Genomic DNA, 25,564 nt, shown 5'->3' on the forward strand with positions numbered 1-25,564 from the left:
GCAAGATGCCCATCCCACAAGAGTTATTTTTTCTTGTGGGATGGGCATCTTGCCCGTCCTATTTATTTTTGCAAGAGGTCTAATAAACCCGGTTTGTCAAAGAAATCGGGTTTCTGGGGATTGCAGTTATTTACTTTTTTCAGGGCGAACCGGGATATTTGGTCGATCGCCCCCCAGCTAAAATTACATATACTACAATATATAATACAGAGATTAGAGCCAAAATCCTTGGAGCTCAGAAAAATCAGAATCGAAGCCCCTTGAATGTGTAAAAATACTGAAGCAAACATTACTAAACCCTGCACGGAGCAATTGTTGTGGATTCCAGATATAACCCCCAATCCATAGAAGAAAAATGGCAGCAGACATGGGCTGAGCAAAACTTAGACCAGATGCCAGAAGATACCCAAAAGCCAAAATTTTATGCCTTATCCATGTTCCCCTACCCCTCGGGAAACCTGCACATGGGGCACGTCCGCAACTACACAATCATCGATGTAATTGCCAGACTCAAGCGAATGCAAGGCTATCGCGTACTCAATCCGATGGGGTGGGACGCTTTTGGTTTGCCCGCAGAAAATGCCGCCATCGAGCGCGGAATTCCCCCGGCAAAATGGACCTATGAAAATATAGCCCAAATGAAAGGCTTATTTCGCAGTCTCGGCATCTCCTTTGATTGGACAAAAGAAGTTACAACTTGTTCTCCCGATTATTATCGGTGGACTCAATGGATTTTCTTGCAATTTTTAGAAGCAGGATTAGCTTATCAAAAAGAAGCCGCAGTTAATTGGGACCCCATCGACCAAACAGTCTTAGCAAACGAACAAGTAGATAACGAAGGACGTTCCTGGCGTTCCGGTGCCAAAGTCGAGCGCAAATTATTGCGGCAGTGGTTCCTCAAAATTACCGATTACGCCGAACAGTTATTAAACGACTTAGACAAATTGCCAGATTGGCCAGAAAGAGTCAAATTAATGCAAGCCAACTGGATCGGCAAATCAGTCGGCGCTTACTTAGAATTTCCGATTGTCGGAATGGATGATGAAAAAATCGCCGTTTTCACCACACGTCCCGATACAGTTTACGGCGTCAGTTACCTTGTTTTAGCGCCGGAACATCCACTAACTCAGCGCGTGACAACCGCAGACAGAAAAGCCGCCGTAGAAACCTTCATCAAAGAAGTCGCCGCCCAAAGCGAGATCGATCGCACAGCCGAAGACAAACCAAAGCGCGGCATCCCCACAGGCGGCAAAGCAATCAATCCTTTCAGCGGCGAAGAAATTCCCATTTGGATAGCCGATTATGTGCTGTACGAATACGGCACCGGCGCAGTCATGGGAGTACCCGCCCACGACACGCGAGATTTCAAATTTGCCAATCAATATCAACTGCCAATTAAAGTAGTAATTGTAGATGATGATGAAATGCCGCTGACGGAAGCTTACACCGAACCAGGAATTATGATTAATTCCCAAAGCTTCAACGGCATGAATTCAATTAAAGGCAAAGCAGCAATTATTAGATCTGCCGAAGATGCAGGTTGTGGCCAAGCGCGAGTGCAATATCGCTTGAGAGATTGGCTAATTTCTAGACAGCGTTATTGGGGCGCTCCGATTCCCGTAATTCACTGTCCCACCTGCGGAACTGTTCCCGTACCCGCATCGGATTTGCCCGTATTGTTGCCGGAAAATGTAGAATTTACGGGCAAAGGTTCGCCCTTGGCAAAGATGGAAGAATGGGTAAACGTTCCTTGTCCGAGTTGCGGCACTGCGGCGAAGCGGGAAACAGACACGATGGATACTTTTATCGATTCTTCGTGGTATTTCTTGCGCTATCCCGATGCTCAAAATCAAGAGCAAATCTTCGATTCGGCGAAGACAAATGATTGGATGCCCGTAGACCAATATGTCGGCGGCATCGAACACGCAATCTTGCACTTACTGTATTCCCGCTTCTTTACCAAGGTTTTGCGCGATCGGGGTTTGATCGATTGTGACGAACCATTTAAACGCCTGTTAACTCAAGGCATGGTGCAAGCAATGGCCTATAAAAATCCTGTTACTGGCAAATACTTTCCCCCAGCAGATATAGACCCCGCAAATCCCAAAGATCCTCAAACAGGCGAAGCTTTGCAAGTCTTCTACGAGAAGATGTCCAAATCAAAATACAATGGTGTTGACCCCTTGGAAGTTATGGGCAAATATGGGGTAGATACGGCGCGGATGTTTATTTTATTCAAAGCGCCGCCCGAGAAGGATTTGGAGTGGGAGGACGCTGATGTGGAAGGGCAATTCCGCTTTTTAAATCGCGTTTGGCGCCTGGTGACAGAGTTTGCTGCACCCCCCCCAGCCCCCCCTTGCCAAGGGGGGGAGAAAGACGTGCTAAGCAAAGCAGAGAAGGATTTGCGGCGGGCGATTCACACTGCAATTAAGGCAGTGAGCGAAGATTTGGAGGGCGATTATCAGTTCAATACTGCTGTTTCGGAAATGATGAAACTCAGCAATGCTTTGAATGATGCTAAATGTAAAGATTCGCCAATTTATGCAGAAGGAATTAACACTTTGATTCGCTTGTTAGCGCCTTTTGCGCCGCATATTGCTGATGAATTGTGGCACAATACTGGTAACAGTGAATCGGTACACAGCCAAAGTTGGCCGAGTGTGGATGCTTCTGCCTTAATTACCGATGAAATTACGCTGGTCATTCAAGTTATGGGCAAAACTCGCGGCACAATTCAAGTGCCTTCTGGTGCTGATAAAGCTGCTTTGGAAAAGTTTGCTCGCGAGTCGGAATTAGCCAAGCGTCACCTGGAAGGTAAGGAGATTAAAAAGGTAATTGTGGTGCCTGGAAAGTTGGTTAATTTCGTGGTAGCTGGATAAAGATGAGAAACCCGGTTTCTTTAATAAACCGGGTTTCTGAGACTTGCAGTTAAGAAGTAGCCATGCCAAAAATGAGCAAGCTAAACAAGACAAAAAAAAGTTTTTTTAGAGGGCTATTGTGTTTAGGAAAGATTTGGGCGATCGCCTACATTGCTTCCTGTATACTCTTGTTTTTTCTGCAAACTCGTTTGATATTTCAGCCAACACCTACAATCGCCAAAACACCGGATGCTTTTAACATCCCTTACCAAGAAGTTTGGTTGCCAGTTAAGGGTCGATCGCCCAAAATTGAAAAACTTCACGGTTGGTGGCTGCCCGCCGCAAATCGAAAATCATTAGGAACTTTATTGTACCTGCACGGCAGGGGTTTGAACATCGGTGCGAATATCGCTCAATCTTACCGCTTTCGGCAATTGGGTTTTTCTGTATTGCTGATTGACTACCGGGGTTACGGCCGCAGTCAAGGCAGTTTTCCCAGCGAAGATCGGGTATATGAAGATGCGGAAACCGCTTATAATTATTTAGTTAAGCAGCGGCAATTGTTGCCTAGCCAAATTTTATTTTATGGTCATTCAATGGGAGGTGCTGTTGCTATTGAGTTAGCAATAAGGCATCCCGAAGCTGCTGGTTTGATTGTCCACAATTCATTTACTTCTATGGTGGATATGGTGGAAAATAATGCTTATATGCGATTTTTTCCGGTGCGGTTGTTGCTGACGCAAAGGTTTGATTCTCTTGCTAAGGTTAAATCACTGCGAATGCCGATTTTGTTTGTTCACGGCATTGCCGATTCTTTTGTTCCTGCTACTATGAGCCAAAAGTTATATGCTAGTTCTCCTGAATATAAAAAAATTTTGCTAGTTCCTAATGCTAGGCACAATAATGGAGATGCTTTTTTTAATAATCCCGAATATCGCCAAACTATTGTGGATTTTGCAGAAACAGTAATCGATCGAAAAAAGCTATGACTTATGCACTCCGCCTTTATAACCGGGTTTTTTAGGGAATCTGCTGATTTTAACAAAGTATTTTCGTAAAAAACCCGGTTTCTGAACACCGATGCCTAAGTCCTATTTAATTGTTAGTTTCAAAAAGCAATTGCACGATCGCTCCGCATTCCAATTTTAATACTGATTGAGCGCTGCCGCCATTAACGGCAATTTCTACCCAACCGTCAGAACCAGTTATGGCAATTAAATCGCCCGGTTGGCTGTCGCTGTAGGTTTTACCGCTGGGGATGCGAATTGCATCAGAACTATTGCTAATTGTCAATGACCAATTGTTACCTATAATGCAATTATTCGGGATATTAGTAATGAGATTGCCGAAGCGATCAACATATTGAATGCAGCCTGCTGCACCTGTGGCTGTAACGGCACAATTTGGTATCTCTAACTCTACTAAACTTGCAGGGTCGATCGGCTCTCCCAAGTCTTCCAACGCCACCCCGTTGGCCAAGTGAGCGCCCGCTGCTGCAAAAATATCGCGACCGTGAAAAGTGCTGCTGGGTTGAGGTGTGCGCCAGTATTGAGAATTCGTGAGTTCGACAGAGGATCTCGCACTTTCCCGACTCAACACCCCGCTAAACAACCCGTTATCCGGCCCGACAAGAAAGCAATTAGCACATTTAATCGCAACCGGGCGTCTCTTGCTTCCCACCCCCGGATCGACGACAGCAACGTGTACGGTTTCCGGCGGAAAATAAGCAAAAGCAGTCATCAAACAAAACCTCGCCGCCCCAATATTTTGAGAGGGTATTTGGTGCGTAATGTCAATGACTTTTAACTGCGGGTTAATTTGGGCGATCGCACCTTTCATCACTCCTGCATAAACATCGCTTAATCCAAAATCCGTCAGTAGAGTTATAATTCTATTTTTAGACATATATCCAAAGGTAAAAATATGGTAGCGCAGTGGGAAAATTTTCTGCAAAACTTGGGAGAATGGCACGGTTCCTTCACTCAGCTATCAACGCGAGGAGAGGTACTTCAAGATACTCCTAGCATTATTTCTCTCGAAGGTTTCAATGACAACAAAACTGTGCGATTGAAACTCCGTCGGTTTTCCCCAAATCCTAGCGGTGTAGGCGAACCGGAAGTGAGCGAACTTGTTCGAGAATATCAAACTTTGGGACGAGATATCCTATTTTTTGAGAATGGAGCTTTTTCTCAGGGTACTATTCAACTAGCGCCTTATTCTGAGTGCGGTGCCGAGTTTGGTTTTATCTACAATTATCGCCGGTTGCGCTTCGTTCAGCTCTACAATACCGACGGCAATTTATCAATACTTACCTTAATTCGGGAAAAGCAGCTTGATAAAAATGTCCCCGAACGTCCGCCTTTAACTGTTGACGATTTGCTGGGAGAGTGGCAGGGTGAAGCCGTGACAATGTATCCAGATTGGCGTTCTCCTGATTCCTATTCTACCAAGATGCAATTGCATTTAGAAAGTAGCGATCGCCTACGGCAGAAAATTACTTTTGGCAGTAATGCTACTGTTATCACTTCTAGCGCCAGCATTGACGGTTCACTTCTGCACTTTAACGAAGGTGCTTCGCCCGTGCAAGTTTTGCTCCTTCCTGACGGCGGTTCTTGCACTTTACCTGTCAAGATTGAATTGAGAAAACCTATATTTTTCGAGGTCGGTTGGTTGGTAGAGCCTGACTTGCGGTTTCGGATGATTCGCAGTTACAATGAGCGGGGTGAATGGGTAAGTTTGACTTTAGTTACTGAACGCAAAGTTAGTCATTAATTAGTATGGGCGGCTTCACTAACACTCTTTAATTTTTACCAATAATCTACATAAACCCGCCCCCATTTATGGCGGACGAAAGTTTATGTAGCAGCGAATTTTATTCGCCGGACTTTGTTTCCTGGGTTTGCGATTGAATCACGGCACTCCAGTCATCATTGTTAACAGCAGCTTCCAAATGTTGGTGTCGTTCGCCGTCACTTTTGGCGGCTGTTTCTAACTCTTTGGTAAGAGTAGAATCTGCCATTGCTTTGCGCAATTTCAGCTTCTTTTCCTCATAAGCTTTTTGTTCTTCGGCAGACATTGCCGATCGCGCGGCTTGACCTACTGTAGTCGCCCACATTTCGCTATCAGCACCGTTTCCAGGCGGAATGCTGCCAATAGATGCTATCCAAGCATCCCGCAAACTTTCCATTTCTTCCCGCTTGGGGAATTTGAAAGTTTGCACGCGCAGGAAAGCACAATTTTCAGCGCCATTTTGGGCGATGTGACCGTTGATTGAAAGCAGGATATTTCGCGAATAACCTATATACTGAGTTTGGCGGGAAATATCCATTACAGCGTAAACGCCGGCGACTTTCGCGTTAGTTGCTAAAGCGCGCCACGTATCGATCGACATTACTTGCGTGCCGTCATTTTCTAATTCAGAAATAGTGGCTGCTGCGCTGTGTTCTGAGTCGGAACTGTATAAAAAGTTGTGCAGTCCTTCATGGGCGACAGGTACGTTTTGATGTTCAATTGCTACGTCTCGATCGGCATTCACTTGATTAGCTTCCATAAAACCCAATTCCTCAAAAAATGTCAACTTTACTCATTAAATCCCGTTTTCAGGGGCGGGTAAGATGCCCACCCCACAATAAAGTTCTCTTTGTGGAACAGGCATCTTGCCTGTTCTATAGCAATCCTTGCAGGAGTCGTAAAAAGATGTAGGGGTAGTGCCTTTCTTTGCCTACCCCGGCCTCATGGGGGCAACCACGGGGGTTTGCCCCTACAAGAATTACACAAATGATGCGAGGATTGCTATATTGTTTTTTTTTGCCCTTATCTACTTAACTTACTGCAATTTGTTGCAATTCCTCGTCAGTCAATTTAACTTCGATCGCCCGCACAGAGTCCTCAATACTCGATACTTTGGTCGCACCGGGAATCGGAACGACGCAGGGCGATTGTGCCATCAACCAAGCTAATACTATACAGTAAACTGAAACGTTTTTTTCTTCTGCTAATTTTGCGATCGCGGGCATATCTTGCAAGCTGGTAGCGCGGCGGCTTCCTCCCAGAGGACTCCAGGGAAAAAATGTCAGTTTTTCGGTTTCGCAATATTCCAGAACGCCGTCTGATTCCGGCTGTCTGTGCCACGGATTGTACTGATTCTGCACGGAGACAACTTCTACTGTATCGCGGGCGCGTTTGATTTGCTCTACAGAAAAGTTGGAAACTCCAATAAATCGAATCATTCCTGCTTCTACTGCTTCTTTTGCAGGTGTTAGGGCTTCCTCGATTGTATAACCAGGATCGGGCGAGTGATATTGCCAAAGGTCGATCGGTTCCTTGCCGCCCAATGCTTCAAAACTTTCCCGAATTGTCTTGCGTAAATGGTGGGGGTTGCCATTGCGCGTCCATGCACCTTGAGGCCGCATTAAGCCGCCTTTAGTGGCGACAGTAACGGCCCTAATATCTCCGCTGTACTCTTGCAAAGCTTTGGCAATCAGGTGCTCGTTGTGGTGTTTGTCGGATTGATCTTGGCAGTAGGAATCGGCGGTGTCAATTAGGGTGACACCCAAATCCAGGGCGCGGTGAATTACCGCAATTGATTGATCTTCGGGCGGTCTGCCGCTTAAGGACATTGGCATACATCCAAGACCGATCGCGCTGATAGTAAAATTAGAGTTACCCAGTTTTTTTCTTTTCATTGGTTTGCCTTCGTTTGCGTGGTTTATTTCCAGTTTACCTTTCAAGGATATGTGGTAATTTTACATTTTTTAACTATCTAAGTAAATAGGAAAAAAATATTTTCTAGATAAGCTGTTTGGCTTTTAAGATGTATATTTCAATTCCCTATTGCCCCCTTGTCAAATCCTCTCCCCCTCAAACATAATAGACAATCTAGATGAACCTCCGCTTACCTACGTACTTAACTAGCTGGAAGCGCTGGTGTAAAAGCGGAGTGCAAATTGCCAGAAGTAGCGGGAGAAAAATAAAAGCCCGATCGCCAATATTCCCGCCCCTGCGGTCCAAACGATTTCACCTCTCCCCAGCATGGCTTCTGCAGGCACAGTCGTCAAGAAGGCAACGGGAACTACGAAAGTGAAGAAAAATCGATAAGCTGCGGGATAAGCTGCCATTGGAAATCTACCCGCTTCTAACAATCCTTGGAGGACTTCGGTAACGTTGTAAATTTTGACAAACCAAATGCTGGTTGCACCTAACATAAACCATATACTGTAAAGAGTAATAGTTCCGAATAACAGCGGTATTGCTGTTAAAAAATAGTTGCCGATTTCTACTCCCAACTTGTTAGCAGCATATAGCAGCAATACGGCGCCGAAGATTAAATCTGGGATTCCCCAAGGGGAAACTGTGTTTGCAGACAGCCAGAATTGGGAACTGATGGGTTTGAGGAGTACGAAATCGAGAGTACCTTGCTGCACTCGATCGACAATACGGCTGAGGTTGGGCGCGAGAAAGGTTGCCGAAAACCCCTGCAAAAGCGTAAAAATGCCGAGTACAACTAAAGCCTCTTCCCATTTCCAGCCCGAAAACGTGTAGCCGGTACGGTAGAATAAAAACAGCCCAAACAAGCTGCCAGCAAGATTTCCGAGGCTGCTGAGGGCCGCGAGGACAAAGTTGATGCGGTATTCTAGTTCTGCAGCGATCGCCGCCCCCCAGAACAATTTCAGTACGTGAAAATATCGTCCCATGTTTGTCGCCATTTTTTGCCGTGTTAATACTTAAATTCCCCTATTGTAAAGCTTGTGTAAAGTTAACTGCTCTACGGGCTGCTCATTTCACTATAACTTTAAATTATTTATACCGCTTACTTAAGTAGCTTTACTGAGAGGCAGTATTAAGTTATTTAACAAAATTTAAACAAAAATTACAATTATTAATTTAAGTCAATCTTAAGGCTATATATTTGGGCAATTATTAAACCTGATTCATCTATTAACACAAAGCATCCCTTGATTAATTAGCAATACTTATATGTTACAAGTCTTAATATTATAAATATTTGACAAACATCTAGCGCTACCCAAACGGAACACTTATCATGGTGTATACGTAGTCAAAAGGAATACGTAATTAGCAATACCTGATCATACGTACAAAAGAGGCTTCGAGAAATTGACTTAACTAACAACACGTAAGGAAAAAAAAACATGGATGCTTTAACATTATCAAGACTAGGCGTCAAGCACACCAAGAGTGCAGTAGCCGAATCGCTGCGGATCAATACAGGATACGACATGACAAGCCCAGTCACTTTTTACGGGATTGTCAACGAGCACTGCAATGTTAAATGCCGCCAGTGCGAGTATTGGCGACTCAAAGAATATAAAGACGAAATGACGATCGAAGAATGGGAAAATGCCCTCTTGAGCGTCAAAGAATTTGTGGGCGAATTTTCGATCAACTTTAGCGGCGGCGAACCTTATATTAAAAAAGGTTTTCTAGACTTGCTGGCCTTTGCGAATAAAAATGGCATCCACGCCGGCGTCACCACCAACGGCTATTGCATGACTAAGGAAAATGCGGCCAAAACTGTCGCTGCTCGTCCTTTTAATGTGAATATGTCCGTTGACGGGCCGAATGCAGAACTGCACGATTATTTGCGCGGTCAACCGGGATTGTTCGATCGGCTTTCTAAAGGAATCGGTTATCTGCGCGAAGAACAAGAAAAACAGAACGTCCTGTTTCCGATCAACGTCAAACCGACAATTAACCGACTCAATTTCCGCCACATGCCGGAAATAGTCACCTGGGCTCAGGGAATTGGGGCGACGACGGTGAACTTCCAACCGGTCAACCGCTGGACGCCAGAAACATTCGAGGAATTGTGGATTGAAAAAGAAGACTGGGAGGAATTATCACAAGTAATCGAGCGCCTAATTGAAATGAAGAAGAACGGCGCTCCGATTATGAACAGCGATGAAGTGTTGCGATTGATCATTCCTCACTTTGCGGAAGAAAAAGCTCCTGATTCAACTCGTCCTTGTCGCGTTGGACTGCGCAATTACTGGATTGATACGCGCGGCGATGTGAAATTGTGTGATGAGTTTCCGGTGATTGGTAATGTGAAAAACGCCAGCGCCCGCGAGATTTGGTACGGCGAAAAAGCTCAGGAAGTCCGCCGCGATACTTTGAATTGTGGCAAGCTTTGTCTGATTACTTGTGTCTCGCAAAAGACGATTTTGGACAAGGTAAAAATGGGGATGAAGTTATTAAAGAATTGAGGTGTGAGGAGTGTTAATATTGCTTTTGTTCATGGTAGCCGGGTTTTATCAAAAACCCGGTTTTTTGTTTGATGAATTGTATTCCCGTTCGGTTTGGCTAAAGGACACGGCAATGCCGTTTCCCTACGAATACAATGTTTTATATCAGTCCTAGGGTGCGTGACGGTGAAAAATCATTGCACCGCAGCCCTTTACCTTTACTATGGACTGTCACGTACCGCTTTACCAGGGCAAGATTTTTCTTACCAGCGGCAGGATTCTGGGGGATATTTTTCTCGCCAGCGGCAGGATACCCAGTATCAGCAGGCTGAATATTAAACCGAAAAGCAAACTCCAGATAATCCTCGCCGTGAAGGGATGAAGCGGGAGGGAAAAATCGGGTTGCTATTTAATGGGTGTATCTTTGATTAGGGGATAGCTGGCCCAAAAGATTTGTCCGCCGCCGATCGCAGTTCGGACAAAAAAGATGATATTCTCAAGTTGGCGAGATCGCTTTTTCTCTTTGTCTTCGTTCTTCCTGCCGATTTCGATTTGTTCTAGATCGCGCTCTTTCTGCTCTTGTTCCTTTTGCTTGTATAATTCTATTTGTTGGCGATCGCGCTGACGTTCCCTCTCTTCTTCCGGTTCAATTCCACCTGTTCGATTTCCACCATCCCGCCAATTGTGGATATTGTCTGCTGGAACAAATCTTGATTAGCAATCAAGTAGTTTAAGTATTTTTCAATTTGGCTTTAATATTTGTGATCGTACAAACTCCGGAAGTTCTGCCCAAAGACCAGATGGTCGCTTTTAATTGACAAACGTTTAATTTTAGCATAACTTTCGATATAATTTTCCGCATTAATATCAACAGTAAGTAGGTAAGCGGGATTAAACCGAGCTATGTAACAATATGTAAACAGGGCTAACTTAGCCACGCTTAGGGCTCAGGATACTTTACAATCCTTAACAGAATTGTGTTTTACAGCGCCTACCTACTTATGTCTTTATAGGTAAATGACATGAACCCTAAAGAATTGCTCCTTAAAGAAGTGGATAATATCCCCGGATTTATATTAGAATAAGTCTGGGAATTTTGGCAATTTTTCAAATTTGTGTTGTGCGCTCGCGCCTTGAGAAAAAAAGATAAAGTGCGATCGACCTTTCCCTCCCAAAATGCGATCGCCCCTCTCCATCCCCAAAAAGTGATCGTCCCCATCCGCAAAAAGCGATATAGACTTGATTGTATATTTTTATTGTGTGGCTTTACAGTTAGTAATTGAAATTGATGGGCAGAGCCATTTTACGGAACAGGGGAAACAATATGATGCAGAAAGAACCGGGATTTTAGAGAGGTATGGATTGAAAGTTGTCAGGTTATAGTTAAATAAATTGGGTTGTTGTTTATGTTTTTCATCCCGGGATGTTACACAGATACAACCGATTGATACAGTTTAGTCAGGGAAAAACAGCGGGTTTTAGTAGTAGCCACCAGAGTATTAATTTAAGTAACAATTTGGGCAATTGCTGTTTGGATGTTGCTGTTTTCTTAGTCAAATTCGGTTGAGCATCAAATTAGTTATTTGTTGATAGTAGCCGCCTTGCTGACAGTTGCAATTAATTTGAATTTGTTGAATAGATTTGACGGTTATTATTTGTTAGTAGCTGGAACTGGCATTAACAATCTGCGACAAAGATCCTTTGATTTTTATGTGAACTTGTTGCAGAGGAAGGAGATGGAGGAAGCAGCGGAAACGCAATGGGTTTTGGCGGCTTACGCGCCTTTGAGTATACTTTATACTGTTTGGGTTTTGAGTTATCTAGCCTCATTGCTGGGTAATTTGGTTTGGCGCAGATTAATCACAGACGGGACGCCCGTGCCACGATTACTCCGGTAGAAGATTATCTACTTCTTCCTTCTTCTTCTTCCTTCGTGTCCTTCGCGCCTTCGCGGTTCAATAATACTAATTCTTCTGGCTCCGAGTAATCTCACGGGCGTCCCGCCCCTGCCACAAAATGCAACTTTATTATTGTAGGAGTTTATCGAAATGAACCTTTGTCAAAAGTTGCGAATTGTTAGCGGAAGTTTGAGTTTTGCAGTTGTCAGTCAATGTTTTTCTGCACAAGTGGCTAATCTTACTCAAACTTACACTGTGAATTTGGGTTCGCAGCCGTTAAATAGCAGCACGAATGTAGTTTTGCCCAAGTTGAATTCGCTTTTGGGAACGCTATTGAAGGCTGATGTTACGGTTAAGTCTACTGTTAATAATAGTGTGAGCATTAGTCCTTTAACGGGAGATTTTATGGGAACGGCGGCGACTAATGTAAGTATTGCTGTGAATATTCCGCTGCTAAAAGTTGACCCGAATTTGACTTTGAGTGTTTTGGCGAGTCCGCCGGAAACGAAGATTGCTAGTGGCGGTACGGGAAGTGTTAGCGGTTCGGCTTCGGGTAGTGTGTCGAAGAGTTATAATTCGTAGCCGTCTCTGAGTGCGTTAAGTGGCTGCGATGGTGATACTTTTATCGCAAGTTTGGTGACAACGGGTTTTACTCAAATTCAGGGGAATTCTGTTAGGGGAAGTTTTGGGGGTCTGGTGTCGGCTGATATTGCAGTTAGTGCAATTTATGAGTATGAACCTGTACCGGAACCGATGACTGTGGCTGGTACGTTTGTGGCTGCGGGAAGGGGTTTGTGGTGGAAGAGAAGGGCTTCAAAAAAGGTGTAATACTAATTAGGAGATTAACTGGTTCCTAGGCTCTGCCTGGGAACCTATATCCAGAGGCGCTGCCTCGTCAATTGGGGAGAAAAAGAGGAAAGAGGAGGCAGAGCGTCCGGGAATGCGTCCCCAGGCAGAGCCTGGGAACGAGTACACCTGCGTCCAAGACTAATTACATTAAAGCGATCGATAAACTCGATAATTAATCTCGGGAAAGATGTTATCTATCTCTTCTACCTTCTCCAACCAACCGGAATCGACTTTGCCTTCTTTCACTTCATCGTACAGCTTGTGAAAGCGCATTAAGTGCGATCGAGTGCGCCGCACTGCATAGGGCACCATCGTCCCTGTACGCATGATAAACGCCCAGTCAGATGATTGAGCTAGCAGCACTTCCCGCGCGGCTTGGTTCAAAGCGCGCCACTGCAACTCATCCGCAGGTTCCATGCTTCCCAACTCAATCATCCGTTCCGCTGCTTTGTGCAAGTGCGGGTAAATCCAAGCATTGGTATCGTTGAGCCAATATTCGTGGAAACCCCGGAAACCCCAACTCGACTGAGACGGGCGGCACACTTGCTGAGTCGGATTTCCCCGCAAATAATCGGCTAAGTGCGTCATCTCGTAGGTATTTTGGTCGTACCAACTCTTGCGGAACAGGTAATCTAAGAACCAAGGCCCTTCGTACCACCAGTGACCGAAAAGTTCGGCGTCGTAAGGTGAAACAATAATCGGCGGACGCTGCATAATGCCGTTGAGGTGTTCGACTTGGCGTTCCCGGTTGAAAGCAAAGTTGCTGGCGTGTTCGGCTGCTTTTTCCCGTGCCCAGTAAGGATCGTACAACTGTTTATCGCCTAAACCCAATCCGCGGCCGGTGATTTTGTGATATTTAATCCCGGTATTTTTCCGCTGGCCGTTGGGCATGATGTAGGGCTTGATGTAGTCGTAGTCAGCTTCCCAGCCCAAATCTTTGTAGAATTCGCGGTATTCGGCGGCGCCGGGATAGCCGACTTCGGAAGACCAAACCTGCTGCGATGATTCGTGATCCCGACCGAAGGCTGCTACTCCGCATTCGGTGAAGATTGGGGCGTAGCTGCCGTAGCGGGGACGCGGGCGGGCGTAGAGGATGCCGTGACCGTCTGTGAGAAAGTAGCGGAGGCCTGCGTCGGCTAACATCCGCTCTAAGCCCTCGTAGTAGGCGCATTCGGGCAGCCAAATGCCTTTTGGTCGGCGGCCGAAGTTTTCTTGGTAGTTGTCGCAGGCTACTTGAATTTGCGCCCAGACTGCCTCGGGGTACATTTTCATCAGCGGTAAATAGCCGTGGGTGGCCCCGCAGGTCATGATTTCGAGGTTGTTGCTGTCTTGGAATTGTTTGAAGGCTTTTACTAAATCTCGATCGTACTTTTCCCAAAAGTTCCGCACTTGAGAGAAGTGGGCGGCGTAATGTTCTGCTAAATAGCGGAGGTGACCGTTTCCGCTATGGTGTTCGATTTCGAGATCCGCTAGTTCTTCGAGTTTTGCCAAGTGGTCGTCGAAACGGTCTTGCAGCAAGGGGTCGCGCAGCATTGCCACCAAGGGCGGTGTCATGCTCATGGTAATTTTAAAGTCGATGCCGTCGCGCTTGAGCCCTTCAAAGACTTGCAGCAGGGGAATGTAGGTTTCCGCGATCGCCTCAAACAGCCATTCTTCTTCTAAAACGTAGTCGCTTTCGGGGTGGCGGACAAAAGGCAAGTGGGCGTGGAGAACGAGGGCGAGGTAGCCAATAGTCATAGGATTTGGATGCCGTAGTTATTAACTGACGCCAGTTAGGGACAGCTTTAAAATATTTTAAGATTTTATGCTGAAACGGGACGCACAAAGTGCCGTGTTTTTTTAATTGCCTTTCTCTACCAAACTAAATGTCAGCAAATTCTGATGTTCTGCTTGCTGTCGGATTAGCGCTGCTGCTGTTTGAGAGTCTACTGGCTTTGAGAAAAAGTATCCCTGGGCGTACTCGCATTTTAATCCTTTGAGTATAGATAGTTGCGAGGCTTCTTCGACTCCTTCGGCTACTACATCCATGCCTAAATTGTGCGACAAAGTAACGATCGATCGCACAATTTCTGTGGGATCGATGGCTCCTTTGGCGAGGGCGAAATCACCTCCCATCCTGCTAACAAAAGAGCGGTCTATTTTTAATGTATTAGTGGGGAAGCGGTGCAGGTAGGAAAGCGATGAATAGCCGGTGCCGAAGTCGTCAATGCACAAGTCTATGTTTCGCGCTCTGAGCTGCACCAGCATTGCTGTTACTGATTCGGAATTTTCTATGAGTACGCTTTCGGTAATTTCTAGTTTTAAACTGCTGCCGTCGAGGTGACTTTCTGCGAGAACTTGGTCGATGTATTCGATTAAATCTGGCTGAGAAAACTGTTTGGCTGAAAGGTTGACGCTGACGCTCAAGGGCGGGTTGCTTGGAAATAGCTGCTGCCACTGGCCGATTTGCTGGCAAGCTGTGCGCAGTACCCAGCGGCCCAGCGGTACGATCAAGCCGGTTTCCTCGGCCATTGTGATGAATTCGATTGGGGAAACTAAGCCGCGCTCAGGATGCTGCCAGCGCACTAGGGCCTCAAAACTGGTAATTGTGCCGTTGGCGATCGACACGATCGGCTGGTAGTGAAGGATAAACTGGGGCGCTGCGGATAAGGGAGGTAAGGCTGATGCCGGGCATGGGGGAAAGTCTTCTTCTCTGGCCGGGTCTCTAATTGATTCGATCGCCCGCCGCAGGTCGTTTTCTAGCTGCAACAGCCGCAAAGCGTGGGCGTGCATGGAACTGTTGAAAACTTCGTGTCGGGCTCGGCCGAGTTCTTTGGCGCGGTACATTGCTGTGTCGGCGTCGCGCAGCAGGTTTGTCGGTTCCAGGTATTCGCCAGAACTCAAAGCTATGCCGATGCTGGCGGTGATAAATACTTCGTGTCCGTCTAGAAGGATGGGGGAGGTGATTTTCTTTTGCAGGCGGTTGACAATGCTGGTAGCTTCATTTATGCTTTCGATGTCTTCGAGCAACAGCACGAACTCGTCTCCTCCGATGCGGGCCACGGTATCTCCGGCCCTGAGACAAGCTTTCAGACGCCGGGCGATCGCTACTAGCAGTTGATCGCCGATGGCGTGGCCGAGGGAATCGTTGACTACTTTAAATCTATCTAAATCGAGAAACAGCACGGCAAACAAGTAGTCTTTGCGCCGTTTTGCCAGCCTCAAAGCGTGTTCCAGCCGATCGGTAAATAGCGATCGGTTGGGCAATCCGGTGAGGGCGTCGTGAAAAGCGTCGTGCAGCAGTTTTTCCTCGGCGAGTTTGCGCCCAGTGATGTCGTGACAGTTAATCACGATTCCCTTGACTGCGGGATCGTACAGCAAGTTGGTGGCTACAGCTTCTACATAACACCAGCAACCGTTGCGGTGGCGGACTCGGTACTCAACTGGGGACTGGCTTCTTTTGGGATTTTCAATGGCTTTTTTGAGGGTTTGGGCGATCGTGGCGCAGTCGTCGGGGTGAACTATTTCAAAGGCGCTGCGCCCGATCGCCTGGTGGGGCGCGTATCCTAAAATTCGTTTGACGGAAGGGCTGATATAGCGGAAGATGCCCTCACCGTCGATAATGATCGTGATGTCTGTGGCGTTTTCAATCAGCGATCGAAATCGCTGTTCGCTTTTTCTGAGGGCTGATTCGGCTTCTTTGCGATCGCTGATGTCGAGAGCTACTCCGTCTACAATTATGTCGCCGTTTTCGTTCTGGGAAAATCTGGCGCTGTCTTGCACCCACTTGACCTCCCCAGATCTCAGAACGATCCGGTACTGGCGATCGCACGGCAAAAGACTTGCTCTCGATGCTGCTACGCTGCTATCAAAAAAGCTTTTGTCCTCTGGATGAATGATTTCGGTCAAGAGTTCCGGGCGCTTCATTACTTCTTCGGCCCCGATCCCAGTAACTTCGCGCACGCCGGGACTGATGTAGGGCATCGACATTGTGCCGTCCGGATGCAGCACGGTGCGGTAGACTGAGCCGGGAATGTTGGCTGCCATTGTGGCTAGCTGCTGCTGGATGCCGCAGACTGCTGCTTCGGCGCGCTTGCGTTCTGCGAGTTCGGTTTGGGCTTGTTGGTATAGTTCCGCTTGGTGGATCGCGATCGCGCACTGGTCCGCTATAGCTTTGAGTAGCGACAGTTCTTCGGCGGTCCAAGAGCGCGCCCGATCGCACTGATAGAGCGCAATTCCTCCCAAAAATGACTGCTGGTAGAGTAGCGGCGCGATCGCGACGGCGCGAAACCCTACAAAATCTGCTGATGCTTGCAGGGACGGGCACAGGGTCGATAACTCGTCAACGGCCAGGGTTTCCCCCGCCGCCAGCCAGGAGTGGTAGTGCTCGGCAAATTCGCAATTTAGCCCGACGAACCGTTCTCTGCCGGATGATGAGCTGATGTAGCGAACTCTGATGCCGCCTTTGGCATCAGGCTGCAAGATAGCGCAGGCGCTGATTTCGAGAGCTTCGTGCAGTTGATCTGCGGTGGTTTGTAGCACTTCGTCGAGTACAAGGGTGAAGCGCATGGCTTGGAGGATGCGGTTGACGATCGCTTCTCGCTGAGCTTGCCGGTGAAGTTGGGCTATCGCTTCTTGCTGCTGGCGCCGCATTTTGTATTCTTGGAGCGATCGTTCTAAGACTGTTGGCAACCTAAACAGCCGCCCTTTTAATACGTAATCCGTCATTCCGGCTTTGATGCACTCAACTGCTGCTTCTTCTCCCAAACTTCCGGTTACTAAAATAAATGGTATGTTTTGCCCTAATTCCTGCATTAATTTCAACACTTCTAAACCGTTGAGACCAGGCAGGCGGTAATCTGATAGTACAGCATCGTAATTGCAATTTTGGAGCAGTTTTCTGCACTCTGCTGAAGTTTCTGCCGTGTCCCAATTAAAATTTACTCCCCCCGCTTCTAACGCGAGCACTATTAATTCCATATCTTCTGCCATGTCTTCGACAATCAACAATTTTAATGTTGATTCCGCTACCACTTTTAGTAGATAGTTTGTCTGAGTTATATCTAACATAAGGTATTGGGGAGGTTCTTAATTAGGGGTTCTTGTTGTTGCTATAGCCTTTCTCAGTAACATGAGGTACCCGACGGGCATAGGGCATACCTCACTTTCTTGAGAACCGCTATAAATGTAATTTTTTAGATTTATACCAATTTAATGTGAAGTTGCACATATCTCGATCCCCCTAAATCCCCCTTAGGTCGGGGGACTTTGATCGGAATCTTGTCCCCCCTTATTAAGGGGGGCTAGGGGGGATCGGATTCTATGCAGCTTCATAAAAAATTGGTATTAGTTAGGTTAATTTTATCTCGGTATTTTTAGTTATTCTTAGCCAAATCAATTATATACTCTACTCTCAAGACCTTGATTTAGCACCCGCAGTTGAAGGCTGACCGAACCCATTGGGGAGCATCCCAATTCTGTAAAAAGCGTTTTTTAGGAGTCGAGCATCTTGCACCGCAAAGCCTATATCTTTCGCTTCGATCTCTCACAGCGAACACTCCTGTCAAACCAAAAGTTGGATGCTCTCACCGATTGTGACTTATTTAAGTGTCTAAAAGTTTCAAATTCTGAATTTAAAACTCTTATACACTTAACTTACGAATCTATAGCGATCCTAAATCATTTGTGAATTTCTTACTCCCTCCCCTTACTAAGGGGATGGCTGGGGTGGGGTAAAAAATTTACGACTCCTGCAAGGATTGCTATATATTACCATTTGAGATTGTTTGCCCTACTTTAAAGTAAAACGTGGCTCCTTGACTAGGTTGGCTTTGGGCCCAAACCGTGCCGCCGTGGCGGTGAATAATCCGCTGGACGATCGCCAAACCGATGCCCGTACCTTCAAATTCTCTCTGGGAGTGCAGCCTCTGAAAGGCTCCAAATAGCCGATCGGCATATTCCATCTGAAAACCCACACCGTTATCCTTGACAAAAATCGTTCCATCCGGTAGAGCATCAATAACTATTGTAGCCGGAGTTCGTCCGCGGCTGAACTTGACGGCGTTGCTAATCAAGTTGCTGAACACCTGTTGCAGCAAGGTTGGATCTCCCGTTACCGTCGGCAAATTTCCGACGGCAAATTCAACACTGTGCGGAGTTTGGGGCGGATCTGCGACAGTTGGGGGTTTAGTCAATTTAATCGCAGTGTGTACCAAACGGGTCAGATCGATCGGAATGTGCATCAACTCGGTGCGAGTCACCCGCGACAGGGCCAGCAAACCGTCAATCAACAGGCTCATTTTTTGGCTGCTGTCTTCAATTACTTCCAGATAGTGAACTATTTTGCGATCGCTCAAAGCCTCAGTTGCTTCGACGCGCTGCTTCAAGGCATTGACAAAACCTGAAATGTGTCGCAAAGGCGCGCGCAAGTCGTGGGAAACTGAGTAAGAAAAAGATTCTAATTCTTGATTGGCAGCTTCTAATTGCTCTGTGCGTTCTGACAAAGCTTGTTTTGTCTCTACCAACTCAGTAATATCGCGAGCAGTGCCAATTAAAGCATAAACCTCGCCGTCGAGATTTCTCAGCGGAATTTTAAACGTGTCGAAGTAAGCTTTGCCGCCCGATGATCTCACAAACTTTTCTTGGAAGTGCAGATTTTTGCCCGATTCAAATACCTGCAAATTTTCCCGGCAAAATCGTTCTGCGAGTTCGCTGGGATAGCACTCAAAAATGGTTTTGCCCTGCATCTGCACCCTGCTGTCGAAGCCGGAAAATTCGGCAAGGGGATGGTTGACAAAAGAAAAGCGCATATTGTCCCGTTCTACAACATAAATGTAGTCAGGCAAAGCATCAAAAAAAGTCTCTAACTCTGCGGTACGCTGGGCGACTTGAGCTTCTAAAGTTTCGTTGAGTTCTTTGAGTTCAGCTTCTACTCGTTTGCGTTCGGTGATATCTTGACCAATGCTGATACACCTGCCGTCGGAAAGGCGAACATATGCCCAAGAAGTGTCGATAATTCGCCCGTCTCTAACTTTTGTTTGGAAGTCGCTCCAGTTCTGATTTGCTGCTTGGATTTCATCCAAAACGTATTGACGGTATTCTGGCTGCGGATAAAATTCGGCCAAGATATCGTGGTCTTTGATTTCTGCAAAACTCCAGCCGAGCACTTGTTCCCAGTGGCGGTTTACCCAGTTTACTTCACCGCTGCTGCCCAAGAATGCGAGCATGACCGGCACGTTGTCGAAAATAGTTTGCAGCAGTTCTTTTTGCTGTTTTAATGATTCTTCGGCTTGTTTGCGATCGCTGATGTCGAGTACGGAACCGATAACTTGCCTCATTTGCCCGTCTGGGGTTCTTTTGAATATTGTAGACCGATCGTGCACCCAGCGCCATTCCCCATTTTTGTGTTTGATTCTGTAGTCTCTGTCATCCGTTTCATAGGGATTGCTGCTATGTTTTAGCCGCTCCATACCTGTAATTAGCTTTAACCTATCCTCGGGATGAACTAAGTTAGCGACAGCATCTATACTCAAATCTTGCCATTCTTTTGCAGTGTAGCCGAGTATCGCTGTCACAGATTCATTTGCATAAATATTTTTGTTTTCTACTACATCGTAAATGTAGAGAAAGTTGGGGATAGTTGTCAGGATGCTCTCTAAAAGTTGTTGATGTTTTTGCAGTTCCGATTCTGCCTGTTTGCGCTTGCTTAAGTCCAGCACAAAACTAACACCTAACTGCTGCGTTCCTTCTAAAAATGTGCTGCCAAGCAGCACCGGAACGCGGCTACCATCGGAGCGCAGAAATTCTTTTTCAAAGGGAACAACCGTATTTCTCGCCCTCAGTTCGGCCACTTTTTCCCTGTCTAAACTCACGTATTCTGGCGGTGTCATTTCTTGCCAGTTAATTCTTCCTGAAAGCAGATCGTCCCGCGTATAGTTGACCGTGTTTAAAAAAGCGGCATTTGCATCTGTAATGCTGCCGTTAAGATCCCAAAAAATTAGACCTATCATGTTAGAATCAACTATAGCCCTAAATTGGGATTCGCTTTCTCGCAACTGGGATTCGACTTGTTTTAGTTCTGTGAAGTCGCGGGCGATGGATAAAACCGTTTCTACTGAATTGTCTTGAGCAAATTCGGGAATGACTCGACAGTGGTAATGTTTTATGCCCTGGGGAGTGGGAAACTCAAATTCTATGGTTTCTTGTTGGCCCGTGCCAAAAACTTTTAGAAAAGTCTCGTCCCACAGGTCGCACAAGTCTGGCGGCATTCCTGATTGTCTGTTGCTATTGCCAATTAATTCTACGGGGCGTTTTCCGGTCGCTGATTCTACTGCTTGGTTGATGTAAAGGAGGCGCCGTTCTCGATCGAACCGGGCGATGATATCAGTCGCATTTTCGGCTAGGGTGCTGAAAGCTTGCTCGCGCCGGTGCAGTTCTTCTCGAGTGCGGTGGCGATCGGTTACGTCTCTGGCAAAAGAGAGAATTGAAACTACTGTTCCCGATTCATCGATTACTGCAGAATTGTACCATTCGCAGTAAATTACCGAGCCATCTTTGGTATAGTTGCGGTTGCGGCAAATGTTGCGGGGTTCGCTGCGGTGTAACAGTTGATTTGTAACGGCGCACACTTGCTCGAAGTCTTCTTGATGAACTATTGACCATTCGTGCCAGTATTTACCGATTACTTCTGCTGCACTCCAGCCAAATATTTGTTCGGCCATTGGCGACCACCGCACAACCCGAAATTCCCTGTCCCACTCTATAACTGCCATTGGCGAGTTTTCTAGATGAAATTCCAGCCGCGAGTTGGCTTGTTTTATTTGACTTTGAAGTTGCTGACGGAGTTGCTTCGCCCCCGCCAAGCGGTCGCTGATTTCCTGTGTGTTTGCGGAGCCGGCTTTGGCAATATGAGCAATGGTTTCTGCTGTTTGTTTTTCGAGTTCGTTCCAAGCGAGTTCGAGGGCTGATTCCGCCTGCTCTAGCTCAGTGATGCTGTTCTGAAACAGTGTGGCACTTTCAACTGGAATTTCAGGCATATTTTTGACACTTAGGCAAGTGTTACTTTTACAATTCAAAATTAAAGCTTAAAAATTAAAAATATGTAATTTTATGTAAAATTATACATTTTTAATTTTTAATTTGTGCGCGGAGCCGATCGGTGTCGGCGGGCGGTGCTATTAAAGACTGCCAGTAAAAGGGTTTCGCGTGCAGATAGATCGCCAATTGTGGTCGATCGATCTAAAACTCTCCGGGGCAAGGGTGTGGGCGGGAGCGGCCACTAAATATATTTTTGCACAGGGTTGTTGTTTGAGGACGATCCAAAGGATATCGCCGTGGCTCGGGGCGGGGATCGATCGCGAATCTCTAGCAGAGCGTTGCTTGTGCCGATCGCCATGGGTCTCAACTTTCCACGCGCTTTCCCACAGTCTAGCCGAGGTTTCAACCCCTGCCGGACTGCGGGTTTGACTGGCTTGTTGACACCAATGAAACCGCCCCTACCTACAAATAATCTCCAATCGGTTTGGTCAATAAAAAGCTAAAATAAAATCTAAAGTTATTCAGTCTTTTAGGTCGCTTATGACTGCTGCTGCACCCTCTTCGATAAAAAACCAAACTCAGTACGAAGCTATTATCGGTCTCGAAACTCATTGTCAATTGAGTACGAATACTAAAATTTTCTCCAGTTCTTCTACAGAATTTGGCAATGCCCCAAATACTAACATTGACCCAATTTGTATGGGAATGCCTGGAGTGTTGCCAGTATTAAATCAAAAAGTCCTGGAGTATGCCGTGAAAGCAGGGCTGGCTCTCAACTGCTCCATCGCACCTTACAGTAAGTTTGACCGCAAGCAATATTTCTATCCGGATTTGCCGAAAAATTATCAAATTTCTCAGTTCGATTTGCCGATCGCGAATAACGGTTGGCTAGAAATTGAACTGGTAGACGAGACGGGAAATTCTACTAGAAAAAAAATCGGAATCACTCGCTTGCACATGGAGGAAGATGCCGGAAAATTGGTACACGGCGGCAGCGATCGGCTGAGCGGTTCTACTTATTCAATGGTGGATTACAACCGCGCCGGTGTGCCTCTAATCGAAATTGTTTCGGAACCGGATTTGCGCTCGGGCGCCGAAGCTGCCGAATACGGTCAAGAATTGCGCCGAATCGTGCGCTACATCGGTGTTGGCGACGGGAATATGCAGGAAGGTTCGCTCCGGTGCGACGTGAATATTTCGGTGCGCCCCGTAGGCAGAAAAGAGTTCGGCACGAAGGTGGAAATTAAAAATATGAACTCTTTTAATGCGATCGAACGGGCGATCGATTACGAGATCGAGCGACAAATTCAAGCTGTGGAGAATGGCGAAACCATCGTCCAAGAAACGCGGCTTTGGGATGAAAACAGGCAGTGTACTTTCAGTATGCGGATTAAGGAAGGTGCGAGCGATTATCGGTATTTCCCGGAACCGGATTTGCCTCCGATCGAAGTTTCGGCCGAGCAATTGCAGGATTGGAAAGCTCAACTGCCGGAATTGCCGGCCCAAAAGCGCCATCGCTACGAAACCGAGCTCGCTCTTTCTCCCTACGACGCGCGGGTGCTGACTGACGACAAAGCGGTGGCGGAGTATTTTGAAAAATCGATCGCTGCCGGTGCTGGGGCTAAACAAGCTGCCAATTGGGTGATGGGCGATATTACTGCTTATCTGAAAAATGAAAAGCTGGCGATCACAGAAATTCCTTTCCAACCGCAGGATTTAGCCGAACTGCTGGCCCTAATTGAGGCCGGCACCATCAGCGGCAAAATCGCTAAGGATATTTTGCCCGAGTTGCTCGCCAACGGTGGTTCTCCTCAGAAGTTCGTAGAGAGCAAGGGTTTGATTCAAATTTCGGATACTGGGGCGATCGATCGGGCGATAGATGCAGTTTTGGCCGCCAATCCCAAGGAGCTCGAACAATACCGAGCCGGCAAAACTAAGCTGGTGGGCTTTTTTGTCGGCAAAGTGATGAAGGAGACGGGCGGCCGGGCCGATCCCAAATTGACCAATGAGCTGCTGGTGGCGAAACTTAACGGCCCAGGCTAAGCAATCGTTAAGGGGGTATTGTAGCGGATAGTGCGGCGGGCGATCGGTTTTCCCCGATCCCGCCCCCCTCTAGCTTTTCGCGCTGTATGATTACTTTATAATTAATATACATTTCTTTACCAGATCTTCACGTTTGAGGGTGTCACCCCTCATCCCGGTCGTGTTATATTGTGTTATGTAGATGCACCCTGATGGCAGAGAGAGTTACTTACGTAGCTCTCTCTTTTTTTTGTCTTTTTTTTTGTCGGGCACCGGCGTCAAAATAAGGATGCGCCAGAGGGAGAGGGACAGGTCCCCAACAGGTGTGACACTCTTAGGTATAAAGACGCGATCGATTCTTGATTCGTTGAGGCGATTTGCTGATACAGCATTTCTCTGATCTTCAGTAGAGGGAAATCTCTCCACAAGCGTTACCTAAATTTAATCGAGAGGTTTCGGGCTGTCCGACCTTACCCAATCCCCTCAGGAGAGGATATTTCTAGCGGCCTGACGATCGCGATCGAGTACACAGCCACAATTACAGACGTGATATCAAATCCGTTAGCATCGGAATAGTAAATTCGAGTTCACTGTTCACGGCGTCAACAGTCAACCGTCAACAGTCAACAGTCAACATCATTCCGGTGTAACCGGAAATGATATGAGTACCTGTACTTAAACTTTTTTTGACAATCGTTCCGCAGTTACAGCATTACTGGCTTGTTCCATTCGGCGTGATGGCAATAGTTTTTCTTTCAAACACTTTGCCAAAATATTTCAACCACACTCAGCATTGATACCGAGAACCTTCGTTAATTGACTTAGCTAGACAAGGATTTTTCACCATATTTTTGCTATTCAAATCGACAAGATCGAGTCGTTAGACCTAGCGGCGCACCCTGCAAGCTTAGGATCGCGGATTAAATAACTTACAATTTTAATTATTATTGTGGGATGGGCGTCCCGCCCGTCCAAAAAGGACGGGCGAGACGCCCATCCCACTTTCCTTGTGGAAGTTATTTAATTCTCATTCCTTAGTTGCATGGTGCAATACGATTGCTTACTTATTTTGAGAAGGTAACTTACACAGATATCAGCCAAAAATAGCCGCTTTAATAATGGCTTATATTAAAGTCTCAGTTCCTCAAAATCAAGCCTTTGTAGTTGGGTGGAAGAGTGAGGTATTCCGCAATCAAGTATGTCAAGGGGAGGGAAATAATTTACAGCAGATTCCGCATTGATAAAGTACAGCCGTCAAGCGAGCGATCGCTGTAGGGAAACGGCACTGCCGTGTCCTCTATCTTTGCTATAGCAATCCTCGCATCATTTGTGAATTTCTTACTCCCTCCCCTTTCCAAGGGGAGGGCTGGGGTGGGGTAAAAAAATTACGACTCCTGCAAGGTTTGCTATATGTACCTCACTTACCTAAAAAATGCTGTAATATTCAGAGTACCTACCTATTTCGGATTTAAATTTGGCAAGTATGTAGAGTCAAAAAATGTAGGTTTACCGCGCAATATTAACCGATTACCAGTATTAGCTACCACTTACCAATGCCCAATTGTTTGTGAAAATTGGATTTTTTAGCGAAACCAAAAACAACTAATAAAATGAGGCAAAAAGTATGTTCTGATGCTTGCTGGTTGGGCGGATTTTCAGTGTTTCAAGTTGTTAAAGTCTATTTTTTATAATCGTGGGATGGAATTGATTGCAGTAA

17 protein-coding genes and 1 pseudogene are annotated in these 25,564 nt (G+C 46.4%); 9 read left to right on the plus strand and 9 right to left on the minus strand.

Annotated features, from left to right (window positions below; all coding sequences use genetic code 11):
* Positions 1-317 precede the first annotated feature (317 nt).
* Complete coding sequence (gene leuS / locus ACUVJL_RS31135; RefSeq protein WP_445249363.1) at positions 318-2,879, plus strand: leucine--tRNA ligase; 2,562 nt, start codon at positions 318-320, stop codon at positions 2,877-2,879.
* Between the two features lie 71 nt (positions 2,880-2,950).
* On the plus strand, positions 2,951-3,847 hold the full coding sequence (locus tag ACUVJL_RS31140) for an alpha/beta hydrolase (protein ID WP_445249364.1): 897 nt from the start codon (positions 2,951-2,953) through the stop codon (positions 3,845-3,847).
* A gap of 106 nt (positions 3,848-3,953) precedes the next feature.
* Here the strand turns inward: ACUVJL_RS31140 and ACUVJL_RS31145 are convergent, their stop codons facing one another.
* Positions 3,954-4,763, minus strand: coding sequence for an SAM hydrolase/SAM-dependent halogenase family protein (locus ACUVJL_RS31145; RefSeq protein WP_445249365.1), 810 nt, complete (start codon positions 4,761-4,763; stop codon positions 3,954-3,956).
* 18 nt (positions 4,764-4,781) lie between these two features.
* Here ACUVJL_RS31145 and ACUVJL_RS31150 point away from each other — a divergent pair, with 18 nt between their 5' ends.
* Complete coding sequence (locus ACUVJL_RS31150) at positions 4,782-5,630, plus strand: DUF3598 family protein (RefSeq protein ID WP_445249366.1); 849 nt, start codon at positions 4,782-4,784, stop codon at positions 5,628-5,630.
* A gap of 100 nt (positions 5,631-5,730) precedes the next feature.
* Here the strand turns inward: ACUVJL_RS31150 and ACUVJL_RS31155 are convergent, their stop codons facing one another.
* From ACUVJL_RS31155 to ACUVJL_RS31165, 3 genes are all read right to left on the minus strand, one after another.
* On the minus strand, positions 5,731-6,408 hold the full coding sequence (locus tag ACUVJL_RS31155) for a GIY-YIG nuclease family protein (RefSeq protein ID WP_445249367.1): 678 nt from the start codon (positions 6,406-6,408) through the stop codon (positions 5,731-5,733).
* A 271-nt stretch (positions 6,409-6,679) separates the two neighbouring features.
* Positions 6,680-7,543, minus strand: a complete 864-nt coding sequence (locus tag ACUVJL_RS31160; RefSeq protein WP_445249368.1) for an aldo/keto reductase — start codon at positions 7,541-7,543, stop codon at positions 6,680-6,682.
* A 225-nt stretch (positions 7,544-7,768) separates the two neighbouring features.
* Positions 7,769-8,551: an ABC transporter permease gene (locus ACUVJL_RS31165; RefSeq protein WP_445249369.1), complete on the minus strand. Its 783-nt coding sequence runs from the start codon at positions 8,549-8,551 to the stop codon at positions 7,769-7,771.
* A gap of 459 nt (positions 8,552-9,010) precedes the next feature.
* Between ACUVJL_RS31165 and ACUVJL_RS31170 the strand changes: the two genes are divergently transcribed.
* Positions 9,011-10,084 carry a radical SAM protein gene (locus ACUVJL_RS31170; RefSeq protein ID WP_445249370.1) on the plus strand — a complete coding sequence of 358 codons (1,074 nt, stop codon included), beginning with the start codon at positions 9,011-9,013 and terminating at the stop codon, positions 10,082-10,084.
* A gap of 581 nt (positions 10,085-10,665) precedes the next feature.
* Here ACUVJL_RS31170 and ACUVJL_RS31175 read toward each other — a convergent pair.
* Positions 10,666-10,788 (minus strand): hypothetical protein, encoded by a 123-nt coding sequence (locus ACUVJL_RS31175; protein ID WP_445249371.1) that lies wholly within the window; start codon positions 10,786-10,788, stop codon positions 10,666-10,668.
* A gap of 514 nt (positions 10,789-11,302) precedes the next feature.
* On the opposite strand from ACUVJL_RS31175, the gene ACUVJL_RS31180 reads away from it, so the two are divergent.
* The 4 genes from ACUVJL_RS31180 (at position 11,303) to ACUVJL_RS31195 (ending at position 12,789) form a co-directional block, all read left to right on the plus strand.
* The gene (locus ACUVJL_RS31180; protein ID WP_445249372.1) at positions 11,303-11,446 is read left to right on the plus strand and encodes an endonuclease domain-containing protein; all 144 of its coding nucleotides are present in this window, start codon (positions 11,303-11,305) and stop codon (positions 11,444-11,446) included.
* Between the two features lie 200 nt (positions 11,447-11,646).
* Positions 11,647-11,961 carry a hypothetical protein gene (locus tag ACUVJL_RS31185; protein ID WP_445249373.1) on the plus strand — a complete coding sequence of 105 codons (315 nt, stop codon included), beginning with the start codon at positions 11,647-11,649 and terminating at the stop codon, positions 11,959-11,961.
* A 150-nt stretch (positions 11,962-12,111) separates the two neighbouring features.
* Positions 12,112-12,543: a hypothetical protein gene (locus ACUVJL_RS31190; RefSeq protein WP_445249374.1), complete on the plus strand. Its 432-nt coding sequence runs from the start codon at positions 12,112-12,114 to the stop codon at positions 12,541-12,543.
* Between the two features lie 54 nt (positions 12,544-12,597).
* Complete coding sequence (locus ACUVJL_RS31195) at positions 12,598-12,789, plus strand: PEP-CTERM sorting domain-containing protein (RefSeq protein ID WP_445249375.1); 192 nt, start codon at positions 12,598-12,600, stop codon at positions 12,787-12,789.
* Positions 12,790-12,957: 168 nt separating this feature from the next.
* Here the strand turns inward: ACUVJL_RS31195 and ACUVJL_RS31200 are convergent, their stop codons facing one another.
* The 3 genes from ACUVJL_RS31200 to ACUVJL_RS31210 all read right to left on the minus strand — a co-directional run bounded on the left by ACUVJL_RS31200 (position 12,958) and on the right by ACUVJL_RS31210 (position 21,824).
* Positions 12,958-14,547, minus strand: coding sequence for a glycoside hydrolase family 57 protein (locus tag ACUVJL_RS31200; protein WP_445249376.1), 1,590 nt, complete (start codon positions 14,545-14,547; stop codon positions 12,958-12,960).
* 102 nt (positions 14,548-14,649) lie between these two features.
* Entirely contained in the window at positions 14,650-17,859 is a 3,210-nt protein-coding gene (locus ACUVJL_RS31205) for an EAL domain-containing protein (protein ID WP_445249377.1), read from the minus strand.
* 692 nt (positions 17,860-18,551) lie between these two features.
* The gene (locus ACUVJL_RS31210; RefSeq protein WP_445249378.1) at positions 18,552-21,824 is read right to left on the minus strand and encodes a PAS domain-containing sensor histidine kinase; all 3,273 of its coding nucleotides are present in this window, start codon (positions 21,822-21,824) and stop codon (positions 18,552-18,554) included.
* Between the two features lie 541 nt (positions 21,825-22,365).
* Here ACUVJL_RS31210 and gatB point away from each other — a divergent pair.
* Entirely contained in the window at positions 22,366-23,868 is a 1,503-nt protein-coding gene (gatB, locus tag ACUVJL_RS31215) for an Asp-tRNA(Asn)/Glu-tRNA(Gln) amidotransferase subunit GatB (protein WP_445249379.1), read from the plus strand.
* 694 nt (positions 23,869-24,562) lie between these two features.
* Here gatB and ACUVJL_RS31220 read toward each other — a convergent pair.
* A pseudogene (locus tag ACUVJL_RS31220) lies at positions 24,563-24,756 on the minus strand (RNA-guided endonuclease TnpB family protein); the annotation flags it as partial.
* Positions 24,757-25,564: the final 808 nt, after the last annotated feature.

Source organism: Microcoleus sp. OTE_8_concoct_300 (assembly GCF_031383065.1).
Taxonomy (GTDB): Bacteria; Cyanobacteriota; Cyanobacteriia; order Cyanobacteriales; family Microcoleaceae; genus Microcoleus.